The 21,646-nt window shown below is 69.6% G+C and carries 29 protein-coding genes and 1 tRNA gene; 19 read left to right on the forward strand and 11 right to left on the reverse strand.

Annotated features, from left to right (window positions below; genetic code table 11):
• Positions 1-19 precede the first annotated feature (19 nt).
• Entirely contained in the window at positions 20-637 is a 618-nt protein-coding gene (locus VFF46_RS13500; protein ID WP_325037446.1) for an SAF domain-containing protein, read from the forward strand.
• Between the two features lie 117 nt (positions 638-754).
• Positions 755-1,156, forward strand: a complete 402-nt coding sequence (gene mscL / locus VFF46_RS13505) for a large conductance mechanosensitive channel protein MscL (RefSeq protein WP_325037447.1) — start codon at positions 755-757, stop codon at positions 1,154-1,156.
• 203 nt (positions 1,157-1,359) lie between these two features.
• On the opposite strand, the gene VFF46_RS13510 is transcribed toward mscL, so the two are convergent.
• Genes VFF46_RS13510 through VFF46_RS13525 form a run of 4 tightly spaced genes read right to left on the reverse strand, consistent with a single transcriptional unit; the run spans position 1,360 to position 3,455 of the window.
• Positions 1,360-1,836: a GNAT family N-acetyltransferase gene (locus VFF46_RS13510; RefSeq protein WP_325037448.1), complete on the reverse strand. Its 477-nt coding sequence runs from the start codon at positions 1,834-1,836 to the stop codon at positions 1,360-1,362.
• Between the two features lie 10 nt (positions 1,837-1,846).
• On the reverse strand, positions 1,847-2,491 hold the full coding sequence (locus VFF46_RS13515) for an alpha/beta hydrolase (RefSeq protein ID WP_325037449.1): 645 nt from the start codon (positions 2,489-2,491) through the stop codon (positions 1,847-1,849).
• On the reverse strand, positions 2,488-2,628 hold the full coding sequence (locus tag VFF46_RS13520; protein ID WP_166679625.1) for a hypothetical protein: 141 nt from the start codon (positions 2,626-2,628) through the stop codon (positions 2,488-2,490). Before VFF46_RS13520 ends, VFF46_RS13515 begins: the two co-directional genes overlap by 4 nt.
• Before the next feature lie 17 nt (positions 2,629-2,645).
• Positions 2,646-3,455, reverse strand: coding sequence for a hypothetical protein (locus VFF46_RS13525; RefSeq protein ID WP_325037450.1), 810 nt, complete (start codon positions 3,453-3,455; stop codon positions 2,646-2,648).
• Positions 3,456-3,662: 207 nt separating this feature from the next.
• Between VFF46_RS13525 and VFF46_RS13530 the strand changes: the two genes are divergently transcribed.
• The 14 genes from VFF46_RS13530 to VFF46_RS13595 all read left to right on the forward strand — a co-directional run bounded on the left by VFF46_RS13530 (position 3,663) and on the right by VFF46_RS13595 (position 14,621).
• A complete protein-coding gene (locus VFF46_RS13530) occupies positions 3,663-4,268 on the forward strand; it encodes a hypothetical protein (protein WP_325037451.1) in 606 nt (201 codons plus the stop codon).
• A gap of 141 nt (positions 4,269-4,409) precedes the next feature.
• The gene (locus VFF46_RS13535; RefSeq protein ID WP_325037452.1) at positions 4,410-5,693 is read left to right on the forward strand and encodes an alpha/beta hydrolase; all 1,284 of its coding nucleotides are present in this window, start codon (positions 4,410-4,412) and stop codon (positions 5,691-5,693) included.
• A gap of 92 nt (positions 5,694-5,785) precedes the next feature.
• Positions 5,786-6,280 (forward strand): SigE family RNA polymerase sigma factor, encoded by a 495-nt coding sequence (locus tag VFF46_RS13540; RefSeq protein WP_325037453.1) that lies wholly within the window; start codon positions 5,786-5,788, stop codon positions 6,278-6,280.
• On the forward strand, positions 6,277-6,882 hold the full coding sequence (locus VFF46_RS13545; protein ID WP_325037454.1) for an META domain-containing protein: 606 nt from the start codon (positions 6,277-6,279) through the stop codon (positions 6,880-6,882). The genes VFF46_RS13540 and VFF46_RS13545 overlap by 4 nt, the downstream gene beginning before the upstream one ends.
• 218 nt (positions 6,883-7,100) lie before the next feature.
• Positions 7,101-8,264: a hypothetical protein gene (locus tag VFF46_RS13550; protein WP_325037455.1), complete on the forward strand. Its 1,164-nt coding sequence runs from the start codon at positions 7,101-7,103 to the stop codon at positions 8,262-8,264.
• A 34-nt stretch (positions 8,265-8,298) separates the two neighbouring features.
• Positions 8,299-8,374 (forward strand) — tRNA-Arg (locus tag VFF46_RS13555).
• A 21-nt stretch (positions 8,375-8,395) separates the two neighbouring features.
• Positions 8,396-8,746, forward strand: coding sequence for a DUF3040 domain-containing protein (locus VFF46_RS13560; protein ID WP_325037456.1), 351 nt, complete (start codon positions 8,396-8,398; stop codon positions 8,744-8,746).
• Positions 8,747-8,845: 99 nt separating this feature from the next.
• Complete coding sequence (locus tag VFF46_RS13565; protein ID WP_325037457.1) at positions 8,846-9,508, forward strand: acetate uptake transporter; 663 nt, start codon at positions 8,846-8,848, stop codon at positions 9,506-9,508.
• A gap of 105 nt (positions 9,509-9,613) precedes the next feature.
• Complete coding sequence (locus VFF46_RS13570; RefSeq protein WP_325037458.1) at positions 9,614-10,177, forward strand: ATP-binding protein; 564 nt, start codon at positions 9,614-9,616, stop codon at positions 10,175-10,177.
• Between the two features lie 77 nt (positions 10,178-10,254).
• Positions 10,255-11,163, forward strand: a complete 909-nt coding sequence (locus VFF46_RS13575; protein ID WP_325037459.1) for an NAD-dependent epimerase/dehydratase family protein — start codon at positions 10,255-10,257, stop codon at positions 11,161-11,163.
• Positions 11,153-11,872, forward strand: a complete 720-nt coding sequence (locus VFF46_RS13580) for a DUF2993 domain-containing protein (protein WP_325037460.1) — start codon at positions 11,153-11,155, stop codon at positions 11,870-11,872. The genes VFF46_RS13575 and VFF46_RS13580 overlap by 11 nt, the downstream gene beginning before the upstream one ends.
• A 75-nt stretch (positions 11,873-11,947) precedes the next feature.
• Positions 11,948-12,682, forward strand: a complete 735-nt coding sequence (locus VFF46_RS13585) for a PadR family transcriptional regulator (RefSeq protein ID WP_325037461.1) — start codon at positions 11,948-11,950, stop codon at positions 12,680-12,682.
• The gene (locus VFF46_RS13590) at positions 12,679-13,536 is read left to right on the forward strand and encodes a DUF1707 domain-containing protein (protein ID WP_325037462.1); all 858 of its coding nucleotides are present in this window, start codon (positions 12,679-12,681) and stop codon (positions 13,534-13,536) included. The genes VFF46_RS13585 and VFF46_RS13590 overlap by 4 nt, the downstream gene beginning before the upstream one ends.
• 260 nt (positions 13,537-13,796) lie before the next feature.
• Entirely contained in the window at positions 13,797-14,621 is an 825-nt protein-coding gene (locus tag VFF46_RS13595) for a PhzF family phenazine biosynthesis isomerase (RefSeq protein ID WP_325037463.1), read from the forward strand.
• Positions 14,622-14,645: 24 nt separating this feature from the next.
• On the opposite strand, the gene VFF46_RS13600 is transcribed toward VFF46_RS13595, so the two are convergent.
• From VFF46_RS13600 to VFF46_RS13610, 3 genes are all read right to left on the reverse strand, one after another.
• Positions 14,646-15,695 (reverse strand): biotin/lipoate A/B protein ligase family protein, encoded by a 1,050-nt coding sequence (locus VFF46_RS13600; protein WP_325037464.1) that lies wholly within the window; start codon positions 15,693-15,695, stop codon positions 14,646-14,648.
• Between the two features lie 42 nt (positions 15,696-15,737).
• On the reverse strand, positions 15,738-16,319 hold the full coding sequence (locus VFF46_RS13605) for an adenylate kinase (RefSeq protein WP_325037465.1): 582 nt from the start codon (positions 16,317-16,319) through the stop codon (positions 15,738-15,740).
• 123 nt (positions 16,320-16,442) lie between these two features.
• Entirely contained in the window at positions 16,443-16,820 is a 378-nt protein-coding gene (locus tag VFF46_RS13610) for a YciI family protein (RefSeq protein WP_325037466.1), read from the reverse strand.
• A gap of 158 nt (positions 16,821-16,978) precedes the next feature.
• Between VFF46_RS13610 and VFF46_RS13615 the strand changes: the two genes are divergently transcribed.
• On the forward strand, positions 16,979-17,749 hold the full coding sequence (locus VFF46_RS13615; protein WP_325037467.1) for an SDR family oxidoreductase: 771 nt from the start codon (positions 16,979-16,981) through the stop codon (positions 17,747-17,749).
• Here VFF46_RS13615 and VFF46_RS13620 read toward each other — a convergent pair.
• The gene (locus VFF46_RS13620) at positions 17,698-18,594 is read right to left on the reverse strand and encodes a hypothetical protein (RefSeq protein WP_325037468.1); all 897 of its coding nucleotides are present in this window, start codon (positions 18,592-18,594) and stop codon (positions 17,698-17,700) included. The genes VFF46_RS13615 and VFF46_RS13620 overlap by 52 nt on opposite strands.
• 95 nt (positions 18,595-18,689) lie before the next feature.
• Here VFF46_RS13620 and VFF46_RS13625 point away from each other — a divergent pair, with 95 nt between their 5' ends.
• On the forward strand, positions 18,690-19,229 hold the full coding sequence (locus VFF46_RS13625) for a dihydrofolate reductase family protein (protein WP_325037469.1): 540 nt from the start codon (positions 18,690-18,692) through the stop codon (positions 19,227-19,229).
• Here the strand turns inward: VFF46_RS13625 and VFF46_RS13630 are convergent.
• Complete coding sequence (locus VFF46_RS13630; RefSeq protein ID WP_325037470.1) at positions 19,226-19,519, reverse strand: hypothetical protein; 294 nt, start codon at positions 19,517-19,519, stop codon at positions 19,226-19,228. The genes VFF46_RS13625 and VFF46_RS13630 overlap by 4 nt on opposite strands.
• Before the next feature lie 60 nt (positions 19,520-19,579).
• Between VFF46_RS13630 and VFF46_RS13635 the strand changes: the two genes are divergently transcribed.
• Positions 19,580-20,122, forward strand: a complete 543-nt coding sequence (locus VFF46_RS13635; protein WP_325037471.1) for a GNAT family N-acetyltransferase — start codon at positions 19,580-19,582, stop codon at positions 20,120-20,122.
• Here the strand turns inward: VFF46_RS13635 and VFF46_RS13640 are convergent.
• The gene (locus tag VFF46_RS13640; RefSeq protein ID WP_325037472.1) at positions 20,085-20,846 is read right to left on the reverse strand and encodes a class I SAM-dependent methyltransferase; all 762 of its coding nucleotides are present in this window, start codon (positions 20,844-20,846) and stop codon (positions 20,085-20,087) included. The two genes, VFF46_RS13635 and VFF46_RS13640, sit on opposite strands and share 38 nt — an antisense overlap.
• A partial coding sequence (locus VFF46_RS13645) for an SDR family NAD(P)-dependent oxidoreductase (RefSeq protein WP_325037473.1) occupies positions 20,843-21,646 on the reverse strand: 804 nt, incomplete at its 5' end. The genes VFF46_RS13645 and VFF46_RS13640, both read right to left, overlap by 4 nt.

Consider the following 21,646-nt stretch of genomic DNA (forward strand, 5'->3'; position numbering starts at 1 on the left):
AACGCGTACTTTCCCCGGCATGAATTTCTCCTCGCTGTTTCGTGACCTGCTCCGGGCCGCCCGGTGGCACCGTCGGCTGCTGGCCGGCGCCACCGCCGCGGCCGCGGTGTACTTCGGACTTCTCGCCCTCTCCCCCGCACCACCGCCGACGGTCGAGGTGCTGGCCGCCGCGCGTGACCTCACCGGCGGCGCCGCGCCGACGCGCGCCGACCTCCGGACCGTCGAGCTGCCTCCGGGCGCCGTGCCCGCCGGTGCGCCCAGACCCGGCAGCGCGCTGACCACCAGGGTGCTCAGCGGCCCGGTCAGAGCCGGTGAGCCGCTCACCGACGCCCGATTCCTGGCGCCACCTGCCGTGCCGCCCGGGTCGGTCGCCTACCCGTTCCACATCGACGACGCCGACATCACCGCCCTGCTGCGTGTCGGCGACCACCTCAACCTGTACGCCGCCGTCGGCACGACCGCCGACGCCGCCCGGCTGCTCGCCCGCTCCGTTCCGGTGGTAGCCCTGCCGACGCCCCGATCGGGGACGTCGGGGGCGCTGATCGTGGTCGCCACCGGACCCGACGTCGCGACCCGACTGGCCCAGGCCAGTACGAATTCCCGAATCACCGTGGCGCTGGCGCCGGACACCGGATGATCACGGTGTGAGTTTGCGACGGCACGATGCGTCGCCGTCCGGCGCGGTCCCTCGCATGGGCGACCTTGCGGCCCTACCTTGTCCGGGTACAACCACCCGCTTCGTGGAGGCACCACAATGCTCAAGGGCTTCAAGGAATTCATCATGCGCGGCAACGTCGTCGACCTCGCGGTCGCGGTCGTCATCGGCGCAGCGTTCGGCACGATCGTCACGGCCGTCGTGAACAACTTCATCAACCCGTTGGTCGCAGCCATCTTCGGCAAGGCGGACGCCAGCAAACTGTTCTTCTTCAAGGTCAACGGCGCCGAGTTCCACATCGGCATGATCGTGCAGGCAGCTCTGAACTTCTTGTTCGTCGCCGCGGCGGTCTACTTCTTCATCGTGCTGCCGCTCAACAAGCTCAACGAGCGCCGCAAGCGCGGGCTGGAGCCGGAGGTAGAGGCCGAGGCGATGACCCCCGACCAGGAGTTGCTGACCGAGATCCGCGACCTGCTGCGCGCGCGGCAGGTAGACCGGTAGCCCGGGCTGCCCAGGCAGGCGGCTGCAACCATCCTCAGCCCCTGAGCTCGCCGGCACCCGCCTGCTACCGCGCCACCCCGATAGACCCGGAGGCATGCGACCTGCAACTCGCGGTCTACGCCTTCGACGACCGTTTTCACGTTCTGGCCCGTGTCGGCCGCCGCTCTCGGTCCGGCCCGGCTCGCCGCTCGGGTAGCACAGCCTCAGCCCGCGTAGCGCATCCAGCGGTACGGGACCGGCTGGCCGTCGTTCCACTCCTCCATCAGCGCGGCGGGGACGTCGACGAAGCCGCTGCGGTGATAGGCGCGGATCGCCGGAGCGTTCTCCGGACGGACCCGCAGGAACACCTCCGAGTACCCGGCGTCCAGCGCCGGCCCGAGCAATGCCCGGACCAGTTCGCCGCCGAAGCCACGGCCGCGGACCGCCGGGTCCACGATGATCCGGGCGAGTTCGACCTCGTCCTCCTCGTCGTCCAGCCAGACCTCGCCGTACCCGATCGGCTGTTCGCCGTCGAACAGCAGATAGGAGTAGATGTCCGCGTCGGCCTTCCGCCAACTCGTCCGCAGTTCCTCCGGGAACGGGTAGGCCACCCGCCCGGAGAGCAGCGCGACTTCCTTCTCGTCCACGGCCCAGCCCGCGACCTGGACCCCGTACCCGTCGTCGAACCCCCGAAGCTCCACGCTGATCCCCTCAGTTGACGAACTCCACGATCGTTCGCACCAGCTGATCCAGGGACGCCGGGAATTCCGGTGCCGGTGGCTCGGCGCATCCGGTCAGCTCGCGACTCCCCCGGATCGAGCGCAGCAACGCGTCGACCGTCTTCCGCTGATGCGACGGATTCTCCGGCACCGACGGCAGCACCGCCACCCGGATCCGGGTCAGCGAGGCCAGTTCGGAGTCCGGGACCCCGCGCAGAATCCCACCCCTGAGCAGTCCGTCCGCGACACCCGCGGGACAACCGCGGTTCATCATCCCGGCCCGGGCACGCTCGTTCCCGGCGGGGTCGTCGCCGGTGGCGGGCCAGGCCAGTAACAACCGGTCGACCAGTTCCGGAAATCTCGTCGCCAGCAGGACAGCCGCCGTACACCCATTGGAGCCCCCAACGATCCTTACCGGACCGGAACGTTTCGCCAGCTGTTCAGCGAGCGCGGCGACCTCGAGGTCCCAGCCGGTGGGCCGTTGCGGGCGGTCGGGCGCTAGCACCTCCACCTGCCCGGCCCCGTCCGGGTCGAGCGCCGTGGTCAGGGCGGCGGTGATGCCCGGCCTTCCCCAGAACGCCTCGGCGTCCATGGCGTCCCAGAGGCCACCGTGGACGAGGAGCACCGAGATCGTCATCCGTGGTGCGGAGGGACCTCGTTGAGGATGCGATCGTCGTCGTCACTGCCGAAGTCGTTGTCGCCCCAGGTGCGCGGGTCGTCGTCGCGGGTCTGCTCGGGCAGCAGCGGCTCGTCGTCTTCGTACGGGCTCGTCATGCGTCCAGATTACCGAGTCAGCGGCGGTCTTCGGGATTGAGTTTCGAGCGGATCAGATCCTCGTACGCGTTGCCGGTCGCGTAGTTCCCGCTGTCACCGGCCGGGGTCCCGGCGTCACCGGCCGGGGTGCTGGTGTTGCCGGCCGGTGCGGTGGTGTCGGTCGGGCGGTCGTCCTGGAGTTCGGCGGTGGAGTCGTACGGGACCTCGCCGATGGTGTCCGGGCCGCGCGGGGTGAGCGCGGCCTGGACCAGCGGCGCGATCCCGGGCTCGCCCTGCCAGCGCCCGTTTCCGTGCACGCACCACGCGGCGAGTACGGCCAGCGTCGGCGTGGTCAGCCCGGCGATCCGCAACGGTACGGCGTTCTGGAAGCCGAAGGTGATCATCCAGTTCGCCGTATCCGGGTAGAACTCCTGGACCGCGCTGTAGTAGAAGCTCATCCAGCCCTTGGCCGGCAGGTGGCACATCAGCCGCAGGTTGGTGGCCAGCACCGGAAGCTCCTGGACGTCCCGCCAGGTCGCCTGCATGTCACGCTTGGCGGCGGCCTTGCGGCCCGCGTTCACCGCGGCGTTGGCGGCCATCATGCCGAGCACCATGCCCGGCCGGCCGATGAAGAATCCGCCGCTGGTGGTGTAGCGCCCGTTCCCGCCGTACAGCCGGGAGTACTGCGCGGTGGTCTGCAGGTAGGCGTACTCGTTCGGCTCCAGGACCACGCCGTACACCCGTAGCGGCTGCGGGGCGTTGCCGGCCAGGAGCCAGCGCGCCCAGTCGATACCGAGCTCCCACTCCCGCTGCGCGGCGGCGTCCGCGTTCGCCTTCTTCCTGGCCACGAGACAGCATCCTAGGTGCGCACGGGGACACCGGCAGCTCGTACGCGTCGGGAGCGCGGCCAGTGCGTGGACGTTACAGGTGTGCCTCGGTTGCGGATCGATCGGGCGGCGTGACCGGATAGACGCGCCGCCGTGATGTTCCGGCACGCCCGGGTGAGACTCCGGTCCACCATCATGTTGCCCTTGCCAACCCGGAAGGACCGAGTCGTGAGTGCACAACGGACACGGGGCCTGATCGGTGCGACGCTCGTCGTGGCTGTGCTCGGAATCGCCGCCGCCTGCGGCACCGAGAACGCCTCGTCCCCGCCCGCCGCCCAGCCCACGGACACCCCGTCACCCACACCCACCAGCACACCCACCAGCACTCCCAGCGGCAAGCCGAGCACCGACTGCCCGAACACCATCGCCGCAGTCCGCACCGCCACCGAGAAGGTGGTCTGGGGCCAGGGCGTCGCCACCTCGAAGTTCGTCCCGGTGAGCGTGACGATCTGCCAGTACGACGCGCAGGCGACCGGGCAGAACTACGCGACCGTCACCACCAGGCGCACCGGCAAGCAGGCAACCGAACTGTTCGCGCTGGTGAACGCGGCGAAACCCGTCGCGAAGAAGCCGAGCGTCTGCACCAAGGAACTCGGCCCGACCTACGTCCTGCGGTTCACCGACAACGACCGGGGCGTCCTGTCGTTCACCGCCGAGGCCTTCGGCTGCCACCGCCTGGTGGCGACCTCTCTGGAAGGGCAGGGCAAGCCCGGCGTACTGCCGGCGCCCCGCCAGGTGACTGCCGAGCTGATCAAGTCGCTCGGTCTTCGCTGACCCCGTCACGGACGCGCCCCCCGAAGCCGTCCGGGTGGGGTCGAGCCGCGCCTGCCTTGCGGGTCCCTCTCGAGGTCGACCCGCGAGGCAGGTTGCGGTGCCGGTCGCACTGCATGCACCCTCTGCCTGAGGGGAGGGTGCATGCGTACGATCCGACTGCTTTGTGCGCTCGTCCTGGCTTCCACTGCCTGCACGGCCTGCTCGGCCAACCAGCCGGCGGACGGCTCGTGCGCCGAGGGATTCACGTGTACGACGCTGCACGTCCCGCTCGACCGCGCACGTCCCGACGGACCCTCGCTCGACCTTCCGGTGATCGCGGCCGACAACGTCGACGCTCCTCGCGGCGTACTCCTGCTACTCACCGGCGGCCCCGGCCAGCCCGCCATCCCCACGCTCAGCCGCAACGTGGATCCGGACGTACTGCGCGAGTACCGGCTGGTCATGTTCGACCAGCGCGGCACCGGGGCCGGCGGTCTCAATTGCCCTGCTCTACAAGAGACCGTGGGCGGATCTGACTTCCTCACCCCACCCACCGAGGCCGTCGACCAGTGCGCCAAGCAGATCGGCTCCGGCGTCGGGTACTACGGCACGCCGGACACCGTCGACGACATCGAGCAGCTGCGCCAGTTCCTCAAGGTGGACCGGCTCACGCTCGACGGCACGTCGTACGGGAGCTTCACGGCGGAGCAGTACGGCCTGAAGTACCCGGACCGCGTACAGGCGCTCGTGCTGGACTCCGTCGTACCGCACAAGGGTTTTGACCCGATGGGCCTCGACCTGATGGCAGCAACGAACGAGGTACTACGGGCGACCTGCCAGACGTGTATCGCGGACCTGGCGTGGCTGGTGCAGCACGGTGTGAGCGGGACGGACCTCATGGAGATGCTGTCCGTGTCGAGCCTCAACTCCGTCAACCCGACGCTGCAGGGGATCCCAGCCGCCCTGCACTCAGCACGTACTGGCGACGAGTCCGCCTTGAAGGAGCTGTTCCAGCGGACGACCAGCAATGGCCTGCCCTACGACCAGCTCTCCGCGGGACTTCACATGGCCACGCTCTGCTCCGACCTCCACTTCCCCTGGTCCGGCAAGCCCAACCGCCAAGCAGCACTCGACGACGCCGTACGTCGCCTGGACCCGAAGCGGCTGTACCCGTACGACGTGGCGACCGCCCGCGAGCAGCTGATGATCCAGGGCTGCCTGCGCTGGCCGGCCGCCCGCGTGTCGACCTACCCGGCCGCGCAGGAACTGTTGCCCCGCACGCTGATCCTGCACGGGAGCAACGATTTGTTCTGCCCACTGGACTGGTCCAGATGGGAGAAGGATCATGCCCGCTCGGCACAGTTGGTGGTCATCCCGGGCAGCGGCCACAGCGTGCAGCGCGACCCACGCGGCCGCCAGGCGGTCCGTACCTTTCTGCTCGACTAGAGATCGAACTGTGCGGCAACGGTTGCAGCAGCCGGACGACTCGATGCGTCTAATAGGTGTGAGGAGTTGTACGCCCAGCCAGGGAGTGGCGAGTGGAGTTCGAGGAGTACGTGTCCGCCCGCGGACAGGAACTGGTGCGCCTCGGGTTCACCGTCTCCGGCGACTACCAGCGAGCGGAGGACCTGGCGCAGATCGCGTTGCTGCAGGCGTTCCGCAAGTGGCGGAAGGTGCGCAGCGCGGACGACCCGCACCACTACGTGCGGCGGATCCTGGTGAACGAGTACCTGTCGATGACCCGGCGGCGCTCGTTCAGCGAGGCGCCGACGGCCGATCTGGACCCGCAACGCACCGTGCGGGACCACGCGACCGACATCGCGAACTCCGACGACCTGTGGCGCGCGCTGGCAACGCTGTCCGCCCGTGAGCGGGTCGTGCTGGTCCTGCGCTACTACCAGGACCTCGACGACCAGACGATCGCCGACGTGCTCGGCATCAAGCCGTCCTCCGTGCGCGCGACCGCGAGCCGGGCACTCGCCTCGCTACGGAAATCAAGAGACTCCCAACGCGTCGATGAGAGGCTGAAGTGAGCAACACCGATCTCGAGGATGACCTGCGGGGTACCTTCGAACGCGCCGCGGCAACCGTGCCGCAGAGCGCGGACCTGACCGAGCGCGCCACCACCGGCGCCCGGCGTGCACAGCGCCGGACCTGGATCGGCACCGGAGCGGCCGCTGTCGCGGTGGCCGCGATCGCCGTGACCGCCTTCGGGCTGGCCGGCTCGCAGAACAAGCCCGCCCAGCCACCGGTCGCCGGCGGACCGCAGTCCGCGGCGACGACGCCGTCGGAGCAGCCTCTGACCGCGCAGACCGTGTCCGGCACCTGGCGCATGCAGCAGAAGCCCGGTTTCACGTCGCTGAAGATGGCCCGGCCGGACGACCCGGTGCTCGTCTTCAAGGCCAACGGGACCTGGACCGGTTCCGACGGCTGCAACGGGCTGCAAGGGACGTACAGCATCGGTCAGCGTGGCGCGTTCAGTGCGACGGCCGGGCCGCAGCACATGATCGGCTGCGACAACGTGCCGCACACCGGCGTACTGACGGCGGCCAAGCGGGTCGCGATCAGCGGCGACACACTGCAGTTCTTCGGCGCCGACGGGACTCGACTTGCGAGTTACGCTCGCGCACGGTAGTCGAATCTGCTCGCGGACGGTGATCGCCTCTTGACGGAACGGAGTTCCTGACCGGACCATCTAGTGGTTGGTCCACCGATCTTGGGAGCTTCGTGCGACTCTCCGTTACCGTCCCGCTGGTCACACTCGGCTCAGTCTCACTCTGCGCAGTCGCCGTCACCGCACCCTCGTCGGGCGTGGTGACCGGCGCCGCGGCGTGCTCTCACGCGCAGCCGAGTGTGAGCTCGACCGAGGCGACCCGGCTCGCGCAGCCGACGTCCGCGTCCGACGCCCGCCCCCTCGGCGAGTCGCTCGGCGACGGCATCTCGGCCGCGGTCCGCTCGCTGGAACCGGTCGACGCCACCGGCCGACCGACGTCCGGCCTGCCGTACGGGCTCAGCCAGGGCGTCATCGGCGTGGTCGGCTCGGCCACCACCGGGTACGAGGTCGTGGTCGACTCGGAGCACATGGACGGCAACAAGTACCAGTCGGCGATGGCCCGCAACCTGCCCGCGGCCGGCAAGCAGCTGGTCAAGGTGGAGCGCAGCTGCCGCTCGGCGCAGGCGATCGCCGACACGTGGCGGGCAGTCGGCAAGCGCGCCTGGTCCGGGGACGCCGCCCGTACGACGTTCGCCGCCGACCTGGATCCGGCCAGCGAGAACGTCGTCGTCGAGTACGACCAGGCGACCACCTCCCCCGCCTCGCTCGCGGGCCTCCGCGAACTGTCCGGCGTACAACTGGTGGCCGGTTCGCTCGCCCGTACGTCGCGGCTCAGCGATACCCCGAAGGGCGGGCACTGGGGCGGAGCGCGGATCACGTCCGCGCTGAAGAACTGCTCTGCCGGGTTCTCCGTCGTACGGCGGTCGAACGGCCAGCGCGGCTCGGTCACCGCCGGCCACTGCGGCGGACCGGGGACGGTGTGGAAGTCCGGCACGAACTACTACGGCACCACGACGCTGCGTACGAACTACCCGGACTACGACCAGTCGCTGGTCACCGGCAGCTCGTACGGCGCGAAGATCTGGACCGACGGGCCCGGTGACACCGCCAGCACCCGTACCGTGACCGGCGGCGGCGACCCCGGCGTCGGCACGGTGGTCTGCCAGTCCGGGAGCTTCAGTACGTCGGTGTGCAACCTCACGGTCCGCTCCACGTCGGCCAGCTACTGCGACACCGACGGCTGCACGACGTACGTCATCCGCGCCACCCGCGGCGGCCTGGTCGCGATCATCGGCGGCGACTCCGGCGGCCCGGTCTACAGCCGCCGCGGCAGCAACTCCGCCACCATCCGCGGCATCGCCTTCGCAGGCGCCGGCTGCGCCGCCTCCCGCTGCACCACCCTCTACGCCGAGCGCTACAACTCGATCGCCGGCCACCTAGGCGTCACCGCCCTGACCGGCTGACCCCTCCCACCTCCGCTAAGCTGTCCCCGCGTGCGCCCCCGTAGCTCAGGGGATAGAGCGTCGGTTTCCTAAACCGTGCGTCGCAGGTTCGAATCCTGCCGGGGGCACCAGGTGTAGTGAGGAGGCCTCGAGTGAAGCTGAGTGACGACGAGCAGCAGAAGCTGGTCGTACTGGAACGTGCGCTGCGGGCGGAGGATCCGAAGCTCGATCACCGTCTCGCCGGGATGCGGCAGGGTGGTGTCGCGTCGCTGCACGTAGTACTCGGGCTGTCCTTCGGGGTCGTGCTCGGAGTGATGTTCGTAGCTCTGGGTGATCTGCTGGCCGTTCCGGCGCTCCTGGTGGCCGGACTGGTACTCACCGTCAGTGTGCCGACGCTGGCCGTTGTCTGGTGGGCGCGCCGGTACTACTGCCGGTACTGCGCCGGGAAATGGGCGGCGCCGGCCAGCTGGTGCCCGCGCTGTGCACGGCCCACGCCTGTCTGATCGTCGATCGGCGGGTGGATTCTCGCATTGTCGGACTACGCTGAGTTGTACGTCACACATTGGATGGCGCGTGTAGCCGGTCCGCGAGAAGGAGTTGTGATGGCAGACACACAGAGAGGTGCAGCAGTTCAAGCGCAGGGTTCGGACGTCGTAGCGCCGGCCCCGCAGCAAGTCGAGCCGAGTGCGGTCATTGCCGATCCCGCGCCGCTGGGGCTGGCCGGGTTCGCGATGACGACCTTCGTCCTCAGCTGGTTCAACGCCAAGCTGATCAGCAACACCACACTCGAAGCCGTGGTGCTGCCGCTCGCCCTGTTCTACGGCGGGCTCGCGCAGTTCCTGGCCGGGATGTGGGAGTTCCGGAAGGGCAACACGTTCGGCGCGCTGGCGTTCACCTCGTTCGGGGCGTTCTGGTTGTCGTTCGCGGCGTACGTCAAGTTCGTCGCACCAGGGCTCGGAGCGAACGCGTCGACCGCGACCGGGTTGTTCCTGCTGGTGTGGACGATCTTCACGGCCTACATGACGGTGGCCGCGGCACGGGTCAACGCCGCGGTGCTGGCCGTCTTCGTGTTCCTGACGCTCACGTTCCTCTTCCTGACGATCGGGGCATGGGCGCCCTCGTCGACCATGACGCAGATCGGCGGCTGGCTCGGCCTGGTGACCGCCGTCGTGGCCTGGTACACCTCGCTGGCCGGCGTCACCAACTTCACCTGGAAGCGAAACATCCTGCCGGTCTTCCCCCTCACCCCGGCCCCCCACCGCTAACCCACCAAGGGCTTCGGCGCGACCCCCTCGCGCCGAAGCCCTCTGCTCTGTTCTGGCGTTCGCCTAGGCGGCAGCCTGCCCTGGTGGATGCCTACCGTGGTGGGCATGTCCATCCTGCGCGGCGACGGGCCGACGTTGTTTTTGACTGTTGGGTTGCCTGGGGTTGGGAAGACCACTTATGCGCGGTGGGTGGAGGCTGAGTGGGGGGCGTTGCGGTTGACGAAGGACGAGTGGGTGAAGGCGTTGTACGGGGATGACAATCCGGAGGTGGTGTCGGATGTCATTGAGGGGCGGTTGATTCGGATCGGGTTGCGGGTGCTGGAGCTCGGGGCGAGCGTGGTGATCGACTTCGGGTTGTGGAGCCGGGCGGAGCGGGACGCGTTGCGGCAGGCGGCGGCGGAGGTCGGGGCGGCGGTCGAGGTGCGGTACTTCGAGGTGCCGGTGGACGAGCAGCGGCGGCGGCTGGACCGGCGGTTGGCGGAGCGGCCGCAGGACACCTGGCCGATCTCCGACGCGGAGCTTGCCTCCTGGGCGGCGCGGTTCGACGTACCGACGGCGGGCGAGCTCGACGGGAGTGACCCGGTGGGCGATCCGCCGGACGGCTTCGCGACCTGGGGCGATTGGATCGCGTACCGGTGGCCGCCGGCCGTCGGGAACCACTCAACCTGAGAGGACCTTCAGCTCCCGCGAATACGCAGGCTGTTTGATCGGTACTGTGTGGGCCTGGTCGGCTGGAAGGGAATCGGGTGCAGGTCGTAGTAGGTGCTGGTGCGGTCGGGAGCGTCGTTGCGCGACTCCTGCTGGCGCGCGGCGAGCAGGTGCGGGTGATCACCCGTTCGGGCACCGGGCCGGACGGGGCCGAGCTGATCGCGGCGGATGCCAAGGCCGGACTGACGCAGTACGTCGACGGCGCGACGGCGATCTACTCGTGTGCGGGACCGGCGTACGACAAGTGGACGACGGAGTGGCCGCCACTCGGCGCGGCGCTGATCGCGGCGGCTGAGGCGTCCGGGGCTGTGCTGGTCACGACCGGAAATCTGTACGGGTACGGGCCTGTCGACCGACCGATGACCGAAGACCTCCCCCTGCGGCCGAACACCGTGAAAGGGCGGATCCGGGCGCAACTGTGGAACGACGCGCTCGCCGCGCACGAGGCGGGCCGGATCCGGACCGCCGAAGTCCGCGGGTCCGACTACCTGGGCGCCGGCGCGGTGTCGCCGTTCAGCGTGACCGTGCTGCCGAAGGTGGTCGCCGGGAAGCGCGGGATGCTGCCGGGCAACCTCGACGCCCCGCACAGCTGGACGTACGTCGGCGACGTCGCGCGGACGCTGATAGCGGTTGCCGACGACGAGAGCGCGTGGGGCCGCGCCTGGCACGTACCGACACCGGAGCCGCTGTCGGTACGTCAACTCGCCACCCGTGCCGCCGTACTGGCGGGTGCACCGCCGGCGCGGGTCGCCGCGATGCCCGCCGCGGTACTCCGGCTAGCCGGGTTGGTCGATCCGGCCGCGCGGGAGATGGTGGAGATGCAGTACCAGTGGCAGCGGCCGTTCGTGGTCGACTCGACCGCGGCTACGGTTGCCTTCGGCATCGAAGCGGCGCCGACCGACGACGCGCTCCGGGAAATGATCGGAAAGGGCAGTAATGAGTCCTAGCAGGCAGGGCCGGGGATTGCGCCGGCTCGTCGTGACGCTGGTGGTACTGGTGGTGCTGGTGGTCGCCGTCGACCGGATCGCGGCGGTCGTCGCGCAGAATCAGCTGGCGTCGATGGCGCAGAAGGAGGCGGCGAAGTACCAGGTCCGCTCGGCCGACACCTCGGTGAAGATCGGCGGGTTCGGGTTCCTGCCGCAGCTGATCAACCAGCACTTCTCCAAGGTCACGCTGACCATGGGCAAGCCGGCCTTCTCCAGGGTCCCGGGCGAGAAGCTGACGGTCGACATGAGCAACGTGCACGTACCGAGATCGCTGCTGTTCCAGCAGAGCGGGACCGTCACCGTCGGTACCACCAACATGCAGGTCCGGATGTCGCCGCGGGAGCTCGGCCGGCTGGCCGTGAAGACCACCGGACTCGCCGGCCTGTCGATGGTGGCGGAGGGCGGCAAGCTGCACGCGAAGCTGGCGTCGAACGGGATCAACCTCGACGTGCCGATCGAGCCGCAGCTCCAGAACGGCAAGATCGCGATCACGCTCGGGCAGCTGTCCGGCTCCATCCCGCCGGCGATCGCGGACGGGCTGAAGAACAAGCTCGCGAGCGGGATCGAACTCCCGCAGCTGCCGTACAACGCCCAGCTGACGCAGGTCAGCATCCAGGACAACGCGGTGGTCCTGGACGCGACCGTGAAGGACCTCAGCTTCACCCGGTGACACCCTTGGGTTGCGATGGTTCGCGATATATCGTCGAACTATCGCAATCACATTCGTGAGGGACGGGTGGTCGAGATGACCGGATCGGCGTACGCCGCGGGGTTCCCGTGGCAGGACTTCGTGCGGAAGTTCGAGCAGAAGTTCGAGCGGGAGGTCGGGCGGAACTGTGCCGCCCTCGAAGACCTCAAGAACGAGTGGCGCGCGGCGATGACCGGCCGCCGCGGGCACCAGGGCCACAGCGCGCACCACCAGGGGTTCGGGCCGCAGTGGGGGATGTTCGGCGGCGGGCAGATGTTCGCGCCGCCGTGGGGTACGCCGCCGCCGCGCTGGCGTGGGCCGAAGGCGCGGCGCGGGGACGTCCGCGCGGCGATCCTCGCCGTACTGGCCGAGCAGCCGATGAACGGGTACGGCATCATCCAGGTGATCGCCGAGCGCAGCGGCGGGGTGTGGAAGCCGAGCCCCGGCTCGATCTACCCGACCCTGCAGCAACTCGAGGACGAGGGCCTGGTGACGGCGGACGCGGAGGTCGGGCGGCGCACGTTCCGGCTGACCGACGAGGGCCGGGCGTACGTCGCTGAGCACCAGGACGAGGTGTCCGCGCCGTGGGAGGCGATGAGCGCGCCGTCCGGTGACGACGAGAACGGGTTCAAGCCGCTGTTCGGGCAGGTGGCGACGGCCATGTGGCAGGTGCTGGCGAGCGGTACGCCGGAGCAGCAGGCGAAGGCCCGCGAGGCGGTCGTGGAGCTGCGCCGGAAGCTGTACGGGATCCTCGCCGAGTCCGACGACGGCACCGAGCAGGAGCCGTCGTGAGCGCCGCCGACCGGGATCGCCGGCGCCGAGGCGGTCCCGCCGGCCGCCGCCGGCGCGACTGGCAGGCCTTCGGGCCGAACTGGAACGAAGGCTGGAACGGCTGGTTCGACGACGACGGCGGCCGCGGCCGGTCCCGCCAGCACAACTGGGGCGGCGACTGGCACGCCCACGGCTGGTCCGGCGACTGGCGAGCCACCGCCTGGAGCGAGCCCACCGACAACGCCCACCCCCGGAACGAGCCCCCGACAACCACCCCGGGCGCCGGCCCCACCAGCAACTCCGCGCCCGACAGTGCGTGGGAAGCAGGCTCGCCCACCAGACCGTGGGAAGCCGGCCCGGCCAGCAGGCCGTGGGAAGCCGGCTCGGCTGACAGTTCGCGGGACGCGGGTTCGGCCGGCGGGGCGTGGGAAGCGGGTTTGGCTGACAGTTCGAGGGAGGCGGGGAGCGGGGCTGATGCGCCGCGGGTGAATGAGGTGCCGCGGAAGCGGGTGCGGATCGGCGATGTTGAGCGGGACCAGGCGGTCGCGATGCTCAGCGAGCACTTCGTCGCCGGGCGGTTGACGCAGGAGGAGTTCGAGGAGCGGAGCGAACGGGCGACCAAGGCCCGGTACGCCGACGAGTTCGAGCAACTCTTCGACGAACTCCCGAGGTCAGGCCAGCTACAACCCGTACAGGCCGTCCCACCGACCCTCCGCCGCCGCCCCACCCCACCCCCGGCGTTCCTGATGATCGCCCCGTTCCTGATGATCGGCCTGGTGATCGGCTCGGTCGCCCTCACCGCCCCCTGGCTCCTCTGGGGCGTCTTCTGGATCGTCATGCTCAGCGGCATCTCCCGCCGCCGCTGGCAACACTGAAACTTGTCGGCGCCGGGCCGTAGGGTCCGGCGCATGTACGACGGTGTGTTGATTCTGGAGAGTCTCAAGGTCGGGACCGTGCTGGCCGACGTGCCCTTGCTGGTGCGGAAAATCAGTCGGATTGCGATTGAAGGTACGTCGGCAGATCAGCTCCGCTACGAGCGTGGGACCACGCGGCGCGGGAAGCGGCGAAGGAATTCGGGCGGGGGCTGCGGATTCCGGAGGCGCAACTGGACTGGACGCGGTGATTGGATAGCGCCATGACGACGGTACTGCGGTATGCGGCCTTCACCTCCGACCCGGCGGGTGGGAACCCGGCGGGGGTGGTGCTCGACGCCCATGGGCTCGATGACCTGGCGATGCAGGTGATTGCTGGTGAGGTTGGGTATTCCGAGACTGCGTTTCTGACCGCGCCGGCGACGGACGTGCAGCCGGTGCGGTACTTCTCGCCCAAGGCTGAGGTTTCGTTCTGTGGGCATGCGACCGTGGCGACCGCGGTTGCGCTGGCGGAGCGGGACGGGCCGGGTGAGATCGTGTTCTCGACGGCGGCCGGTCTTGTGCCGGTTGCCGTTGACGCGGAGTTGCGTGCCACCCTGACGAGCGTCGAGCCGCATGTTGAGGACGCCGACGACGTACCGGGCGCGCTGGCCCTGCTCAACTGGTCCGCCGATGACCTGAGCCCGGAGATGCCGCCGAGGATCGCGTACGCCGGTGCCCGGCATCTCGTGCTGAGTACCCGGACCCGGGAGCGGCTGGCCGAGCTGGATTACGACTTCGACGGGCTTTTCAGGTACATGCTCGACCGCGACCTGACCACGTTGCAGCTCGTCTGGCAGGAGTCGCCGACCGTCTTCCATGTCCGCGACCCGTTCCCGGTCGGTGGTGTGGTCGAGGATCCGGCGACCGGTGCCGCCGCGGCCGCGTTCGGTGCGTACCTGCGGGAGATCGGCCGCGAGCAGCCGACGATCACGCTGCACCAGGGCGACGACCTCGGCCGGCCGAGCCTGATCACGGTCGAGGTCCGCCCCGACGACCGCCGCATCCGGGTCAGCGGCACCGCCGTACCGATCACGGCACCCGCGTAAGCCTCCGCGGCACCGCCGTGCCGATCACGGCACCCGCGTGAGCCACTCCTCGGTGCCGAACTTCGCGGCCACCCGCTCCTCGGCGAGCGCCACGGTGTCCGCGGAGATCGTGCCGTCGGCCAGCCCGTAGCGGTTCCGGAAGGTACCGACCATCCGCGAGATCACGTCAGCCCGTTCGAGACCGGTCTGGCTGCGGAGCGGGTCGACGCGTTTGTTCGCGCTCGTGGTGCCCTTGTCGGACAGCTTCTCGCGGCCGATCCGCAGTACGTCGAGCATCTTCGAGGCGTCCATGTCGTACGCCATCGTCACGTGGTGCAGCACCGCGCCGCCGGCGAACCGCTTCTGCGCGGCGCCGGCGATCTTCCCGGCCGGCGACGTGATGTCGTTGATCGGCTGGTACGTCGCGGCGATCCCGAGATCGTTGAGCGCGCCAATGACCCAGTCGTCGAGGAACGCGTACGACTCGACGAACGACAGGCCGGACACCAGCGATTCCGGGACGTACAGCGAGTACGTGATGGTGTTCCCCGGCTCCACGAACATCGCGCCGCCGCCGCTGATCCGGCGTACCACCGTGACGTCGTTCCGCGCGGCGCCGTCCAGGTCGACCTCGTTGCGGACGGACTGGAAGCTGCCGATGATGACCGCGTTCGACGCCCACTCCCAGACCCGCAGCGTCGGCGGCCGCTCCCCCGAACCGACCTGCTCGGTCAGTACCTCGTCGAGCGCCATCTGCAGCGCAGGCTCCCGCGGTACGTCGTGCACGAACTCCCACGCGTGGTCGCGCCACCCGGTCGCCCCGGTCAGGGCCCGCCGTACGGCGACCGCGACCGCCTCGGGTGAGAACCCGAGCATCTCGACCCCGTCGCCGAGCGCACCGCGCACCCGGGCCGCGATCTGCGCGGCCGCGGTGTCGACCTGTAGCCCGGCGAGCGCCCCGTTGATCCGCTCCAGCGCGTCGTCCGGCTCGAGGAAGAAGTCCCCGGAGAGCTGCGCCGACCGCACCCGGTCGTCCACCACGTCCAGGTCCGCGACGACCAGCTTCCCGCCCGGGACCTTGTACTCACCATGCATGTTCAGGACAACTGGCCCCGAACGGCAGTTGTTCCCACAGACTCAGGCCGCGGTCTTGAGCTGAACGGCGACCTCGCGGACGTGGATCCGCACGGTGTCGATGTCCGGCGAGGCGTCGACCTCGTGGTCGATCCCGCGGGCGGAGTAGAACTCCAGCAGCGGCGCGGTCTGCTCGTGGTAGACCTCGAAGCGTCGGCGGATGACTTCCTCGGTGTCGTCCGAGCGGTGCTCGATCTCGGCGCGCCGGAGCAGCCGGCCGACGAGCGCGTCGACCGGCACCTTCAGCACCACGGCCGCGTCCAGCGAACGGCCTTGCGCGCCGAGGATCCGGTCCAGTACGCCGGCCTGGTCGAGGGTCCGCGGATACCCGTCCAGGACGAATCCCGGACGGGCGTCGGGCGCCGCGAGCCGGCTGCGGACCATGTCGTTGGTGACCTCGTCAGGGACGTACTCCCCGGCGTCGAGGTAGCGCTGCGCGGTCCGGCCGAGCTCCGTCCCCTCGGCGATGTTGCGCCGGAAGAGGTCGCCGGTGGAGATCACCGGTACGCCGAGATGTCCGGCCAGATGGCCCGCGTGCGTGCCCTTACCCGCTCCGGGCGGTCCCATCAGCAAGACAGTCGTCACGGCGCGCTCCTGACTCTCGGTAAGCCCCCAAGATTATTGGACCGGCCGAGCCCGCGGTACGGCGTACGTCACTCGAAATATCCGACGTACGTCACATCCGCGCGGAACTGTCCGCAAGCGCGCTCAGAAATCCATCTCCGGACGCAGTTCCACCACGTCGCCCGGCCCCGCGAACTTCGCGGCGACCTCCTCCGCGCGCTCCCGGGTGGCGCAGTTCAGGACGAAGAACCCGGCGAGCTGCTCCTTCGACTCGGCGTACGGGCCGTCGGTGCTGACCGGCTTCTTGCCCTCCCAGCGGTAGGTCCGCGAGGTCGACGGCGCGTCAAGCGCCATCCCGCTGACCAGCTCGCCGGACGCGGACAGCTCGGTGAGCAGCGCGTCGAACTCCTTGCCCATCGCCGCCCGCTCGTCGGCCGGGATGGCCCGGCCGACCTCGGTGAAGTCGATCGTCGGGTGTCCCCACGGCTGCGGGTTGGAGTGGATCAGGACCACGTACTTCATCTCAGAACCTCCAGTGTTGTGCCGATACACCCCGGACGTCGGAGGCGCTGACATGCCCTCGACATTTTGCCTGGATGTATTCCAGCTCACATCCGGTCACACTCAACCCGCTGGGCTCCGTCAGCGTTACAAGACCCCCAGGAACGGAGTGGAAGACCATGAGCACAGTGCTGGTAACAGGCGGAACCGGACGGATCGGCCAGCAGGTCGTGCCGCTGCTCAAGGCGGCCGGTTGCAACGTCCGGGTCCTCAGCAGGCATGCCAGTGACCGCGGCGACGGCGTTGAGTACCTGGCCGTCGACCTGCTGACCGGTGACGGCCTGGACGCCGCCCTGGACGGTGTGGACGTGGTCCTGCACCTGGCCGGCGCTCCGAAGGGCGACGAGGTCACGACGGCCAACCTGGTCAAGGCAGCCGAGCGGGCGAAGGTCGCGCACCTCGTGCACATCTCGGTGACGGCGGTCGACCAGCTGCCGTTCGGCTACTTCAAGTCGAAGCTGGGCGCCGAGCAGGCAGTCCGCAACTCGAAGGTCCCGTCGACCGTACTGCGGGTCGCACAGCTGCACGAATTCGCCTGGACGACGGTGCAGGCGATGGCGAAGCTGCCGGTGATGCCGATGCCGGGCGGGATCCGGTTCCAGCCGGTCGACGGCCGGGACGTGGCCGCGCGGCTGGCCGAGCTGGTACTCGGCGAGCCGCAAGGCCTGGTCGCCGATCTGGTCGGGCCGAAGGTCTACACGCTGCCGGAGCTGGCCCACGACTACCTGCAGGCCACTGGCAAGCGTCGGCTGTCGCTGCCGATTCGGGTCCCCGGCAAGGCGGGCAAGGTGTACCGCGCAGGCGACAACCTCACGCTCACCGGAGCTACGGTCGGCACTCACACCTGGGAGGACTTCGTGGCCGCCCAAGGCGCCGTAGTACGCGTATAGGGCTCCAAGAGCTCCAGCAGGTCCGGCCTCCGGCGACGTGCGATCCCGGCCAGGAAGTCGGCCACCTGGACCCGCGGATCGTCCCGCGAGTCGACCTGGGCGAACGACCGCAGCGGCGCCGGCTGCACGCGGGACGCCAGGAACGCGCCCACTCGCGCAACCCGTCCCGGTGTCAACGCACTCTGCTCGTCGTGCACGACGGAGACCGGACGACCACCGGCGCTCCAGTACAGCACCGTCTCGGCGAGCGCCGGGACCAGCGGCTCCAGCGGCGGCGGGAGCTCCGGGTCCTCGTCGATGAGCCGCTGCATCACCGTCTCGACCCGGGCACGGGTCACTGCCCGCAGCGCAGGTACGTCGGCCGGCATCGTCGCGAAGAACCGGTCGACCGCCGCGTGGTCCATCAGCCGCACCCGCTTCGTCCGGGTGAGTTCCACGAACGCCGCGAGGAACCCGGTCCGGTGCCGCAGCGCCGCAGCGTCCTCCGCGTGGTCCGACCCGAGGCTGGTGCCCGCGCCGTACGTCGGCTCCTCGGTGAACAGCTCGAACACGCGCGCGGCGACGTACGCGGTCTTGTCGATGGCGTGTACGTGCGCCTGCCCGCGCAACCTGGTCAGCAACCACTCCAGCGCGGGCCGCTGCTCGGGGCGCAGCAGTTGGTTGGACTTGTACTCCGAACTCCGGCGCAGACTGGTGCGCAGTACGGCGATGATCTCGGCGGCCTGGGGTAGGTCGAGGGCGACGCTCGCGTGCGTGATGACCGGCGAGGCGGGATCCAGCAGGTTGGTTCCGGAGAACCCCGACTCGTCGCACGCGACTTCGATCCACGGCACCTGAGCTGTCATGTAGCCCCCATGATGGACCGGTCCGGACCGGATGGCGATGAGTTTTCCGGCCGTCGCTCGTCTCAACCAGGACATCCCGAACGAGAGGAACGACCATGGCGAAGGTGCTGTACTCCGTGACGCTGTCGGTGGACGGCTTCATCACCGGACCGGGCGGCGACATGCAGTGGATGCGCCCGTACCTCGGCCCGAACCCGGAGGTCGACGAGCTGGTGCCGCGGATCGGCGCGCTGCTCGTCGGCCGCCGGACGCACGACGGCGACGACCCGCACAAGGGCGAGCCGAACGAGGGCGAGGCGTTCGGCGGCGGCTACGACGGGCCGGAGTACGTCGTCACGCACCGCCTGCCGGCGAACTCGCGGCCCGGCGTGACGTACGTCGACGACTTCGCGAAGGCGCTCGCCGCCGCCAAGGAGGCGGCCGGTGAGAGGTACGTCAACGTGATGGGCGCGACCGTCGCCAAGCAGTGCATCGAGGCGGGCGAACTGGACGAGGTCCTGGTGCTCTACGCCCCGGTGATGCTCGGCGACGGCACCCGCCTGTTCGAACACCCCGGCGGCCGTACGGTCCGCCTGCACCGCCGCAGCGTCACCGAAACCCCGTTGGCGACCAGCTTGTGGTTCGACGTGGTCTAGACATCCGCGGCGGCCGGATGCATCAGCGCACGGATCTCGACCGAGCGGCCGGTCGTGTGCGCGTCCGGGAGGAGACAGGCGAGTTCGACGGCGCGGTCGCGGTCCTCGACGTCGATCACGTAGTACCCGTCGATCCGGGAGGGTTCGCCGGCCGGAAGCCGGACGGACAACTGTGCGTCGGCGAGCAGCTCGCCGGACACGAGTTCGCCTGCGTCCCCGGCGGCCCGCTCGAACTCGTGCCGCGGCAGCCGCGGATCACCACCACCCTGCAGAATCACCAGAAACTTCATCGGCGCTCTCCTCTCACCACCAGGACGGAGCCGAACGCCGTTTCTTGACATGATGACCGGATGTTCGTGCGCACCGAGCGGCTGACCGTCCGCCGCTTCTCGTCCGCGGATGCCGAGCGGTTCGCGGCGTACCGCTCGGATCCGGCCGTCGCTCATTTCCAGGGCTGGGAGGCGCCGGTGTCGCTCGCCGACGCGCAGCAACAGGTGGAACGCTTCGCGCAGGCCGACCCGGAGGCGGCCGGCTGGTTCCAGTACGCGGTCGCGCTGGACGGCGTACTGATCGGGGATCTCGGTGTGAACCTGCACGAGAACCTGATGCAGGCCGACATCGGGTTCACGTTCGCGACCGAGTACCAGGGTCAGGGGTACGCGTCCGAGGCGGTCCGCGGTCTGCTGCAGTACCTCTTCGTGGATCGTGCACTGCACAAGGTCTCCGCCGAGTGCGACGCCCGCAACACCGCGTCGGCCCTGCTGCTGGAGCGTGTCGGCTTCACTCGCGAGGGTCTACGGCTGTCGCACACGTGGTTCAAGGGCGAGTGGACCGACGACCTGCTGTACGGCTACCTCAACCCGCAGCAGCCCACGCGCGGGCAGTCAGCCTGATCGAGCCGTCTGCTGCGATCGGCAGACGCTCGCGTACGGCGTCCCGGAGCGCCTCCTGGTCCGTGACGTCCAGGCTGCGCAGGTACGCCGGTGCCACGCCCTGGCCGCCGAGGAACGGTTGCCAGTAGTCGTCGAACGACGCGAACACCGTCGGTACGACGATCTCCCGCGTCCGCACGTCCGCGAAGCCGGCCTCGCCGAACAGCCGCTCGAGCCCTTCCGCCGTACAGAACGGGAACCGCCGCCCCTCGTCGACCTCGCGGTCCTGCGGGCGGATCTCGGTCATCGCGTCGAAGAAGTACCGCATCAGCTGCATCCCGCCCGCGTAGTCCCAGACGTAGACCGCAACCGTCGTACCGATCTCACGCATCCGGCGCAGCGCCTCGACCCGCTTCGGTACGAAGTTCAGCACCAGCCCGGCGACCACCACGTCGTACGGGCCGTCCGGCAGCTCGGCCGCGGACCTTACCTCGAAGGTTGCCCGCGGGTCGTCGACGGTCTGCCGCGCGTACTCGACGAAGCCCTCCGACGGGTCGACACCGAGCACCGCGGCCGGGTCCGCCGTACCCAGGATCGTGCTGGTCAGCGCGCCCGTACCGCAGCCGACGTCCAGCCAACGCTGTCCTGGCGGTTGCTCCAGCCAGCCGATGAACTCAGCCGCGACCAGACGGCTCCACCGGCCGACGTACGACTCGTAGATTCCCCCACTGGACCACTCGCTCACTTCCGCAGCATAGAGGGCAGCGCGACTCCCGTCAGGGTCTCGGAGACCTGCCAGAGGCGGGCGTTGGTGGCCGGGTCGGTCGCGGTCTTCGGGTTGCGGACCAGCGTGGTCTTGCCGACCAGGCCGAAGACGCCATCCGGCCCGTAGTACTCGCCGGACTTGGCCGCAGGGTCGGCGGCCGCGAACAGCAGCGGCTCGGTGCCGGTCTCCACGTCCTGCTTCGGCAGCGGGTTGTAGCGCATCATCAGCCGGTTGAGCGTCGACGGCCGCTCCCGGCCGAGGGCGGCACCGGCCGTCTGCAGGTTGGTCCGCGTGTAGCCGGGATGCGCCGCGACGCTGACGAGGCCCCAGCCGTGGTCGACCGACAGCTTCGCCAGGTGGTTGCTGAGCATCAGGTCGGCGAGCTTGGACTGCGCGTACGACGCGGTCCGGCGGTACCGCCGGCTCTGCCACTGGAGGTCGTCGAAGTCGATCTTCCCCAGGTACGCCGCGCCGCTCGACATGGTGGCGATCCGCGGCGCCGGGGCGGCCAGGATCAGCGGCAGCAACCGGACCGTGAGCGCGAACGGACCGAGGTAGTTCGACCCGAACTGCAGCTCGAAGCCGTCCTTGGTGGCATGCCGGGTCGGCGGCGTCATCACGCCGGCGTTGTTCACCAGCAGGTCCAGGTGCTGCTCGTCGGCAGCGAGCCGCTCGGCGAACTCCTGCACCGAGGCGAGGTCGGCGAGGTCGATCCGCCGTACCTCGAGCTGCGCGTCCGGGTGCTCGGCGAGGATCTCGGCACGGGCCGCCTCGCCCTT

The sequence above is a fragment of the Kribbella sp. genome, from assembly GCF_035655035.1.
GTDB lineage: Bacteria > Actinomycetota > Actinomycetes > Propionibacteriales > Kribbellaceae > Kribbella.